The 1,541-nt window shown below is 67.2% G+C and carries 2 protein-coding genes; both read left to right on the top strand.

Annotation, left to right across the window (positions count from 1 at the left end; genetic code table 11):
• Nucleotides 1–1,105, top strand: a 1,105-nt coding sequence (locus I6F24_RS37235; RefSeq protein WP_225156591.1) for a response regulator, incomplete at its 5' end; no start/stop codon positions are given.
• Between the two features lie 32 nt (nucleotides 1,106–1,137).
• Nucleotides 1,138–1,541 (top strand): chemotaxis protein CheW (locus I6F24_RS37230; RefSeq protein WP_225145778.1); only part of this gene is annotated, 404 nt, incomplete at its 3' end.

Below are 1,541 nucleotides of genomic sequence, written 5' to 3'. Positions count from 1 at the left end.
CGATCCCGAGAACGGCTTCATCGTGGTGACGCAAGTCGGCAGCCAGACCTTTGGCATCGTCGTCGATGGCGTGTTCCACACCGAAGAAATCGTGGTCAAGCCGATGTCGACAAAACTGCGTCACATCGACATGTTCTCCGGCAACACCATTCTGGGCGATGGCGCGGTCATCATGATCATCGATCCCAACGGCATCGCCAAGGCGCTCGGCGCCGCCGGCTCCTCGGCCCATGGCATGGGTGACGAAGCGGCCGGCCATCACATCGGAAGTGGCGAGCAGACCACCTCGCTCTTGGTGTTCCGCGCCGGCTCGTCGCAGCCCAAGGCGGTTCCGCTCGGCCTCGTCACGCGCCTGGAAGAGCTGCCGGCCGACAAGATCGAGTTCTCGAACGGCCGCTACATGGTGCAGTACCGCGAGCAGCTGATGCCGCTGGTGGCCATGGAAGGCGTCACCATTGCGAGCCAGGGCGCCCAGCCGATCCTGGTGTTCGCCGACGACGGCCGCTCCATGGGCCTCGTCGTCGACGAGATCATCGACATCGTCGAGGAACGCCTCAACATCGAGGTCGGCGGCTCCTCCTCCGGCGTTCTCGGCTCGGCCGTGATCAAGGGCCAGGCCACCGAGGTGATCGACGTCGGCCACTTCCTGCCGATGGCGTTCGCCGACTGGTTCACCCGCAAGGAGATGAAGCCGTCGCTGCATTCGCAGTCGGTGCTGCTGGTCGACGACTCGGCCTTCTTCCGCAACATGCTGGCGCCGGTGCTGAAGGCCGCCGGCTACCGCGTCCGCACCGCGCCGACCGCGCAGGAGGGCCTCGCGGCACTGCGCGCCCAAAGCTTCGACGTGATCCTGACCGACATCGAGATGCCCGACATGAACGGGTTCGAGTTCGCGGAAGTCGTCCGCTCCGACAACAACCTCGCTGCGACGCCGATCATCGGCCTGTCGGCGCTGGTGTCGCCGGCGGCGATCGAGCGCGGCCGTCAGGCCGGCTTCCACGATTACGTCGCCAAGTTCGACCGTCCCGGCCTGATCGCGGCGCTGAAGGAGCAGACCGCGGGCGCCGCCGGCGCCTCCGAGCTGAGCCGGGCGGCCGCGGCTTAAACCTTGAGCGGCATGGACCAGGAGACCCTGAAATGAGCAAGAAGACCCAGTCCAGCGAAGGCGCCATGGTCGAGTACGTCACCGCGATGATCGGCGGCCAGCTGTTCGGCCTGCCGATCTCCCGCGTCCAGGACGTGTTCATGCCCGAGCGCGTCACCCGCGTGCCGCTGGCCTCGCGTGAGATCGCGGGCGTGTTGAACCTGCGCGGCCGCATCGTCACCGTGGTCGACATGCGCTCGCGCCTCGGCCTGCCCAAGGACGAGGACGGCAAGACCGCGATGGCGGTCGGCGTCGACCTGCGCGGCGAATCCTATGGCCTCCTGATCGACCAGATCGGCGAGGTGCTGCGCCTGCCCGAGGACGGTAAGGAAGAAAACCCCGTCAACCTCGACCCCCGCATGGCCAAGCTCGCCGGCGGCGTCCACCGCCTCGACGG

Source organism: Bradyrhizobium sp. BRP23 (assembly GCF_020194135.1).
In the GTDB taxonomy this organism is placed as follows: Bacteria; Pseudomonadota; Alphaproteobacteria; order Rhizobiales; family Xanthobacteraceae; genus Bradyrhizobium; species Bradyrhizobium yuanmingense.
The sequence above is the reverse complement of the archived record's forward strand: the minus strand, read 5'-3'. Positions and strand labels throughout refer to the sequence as shown.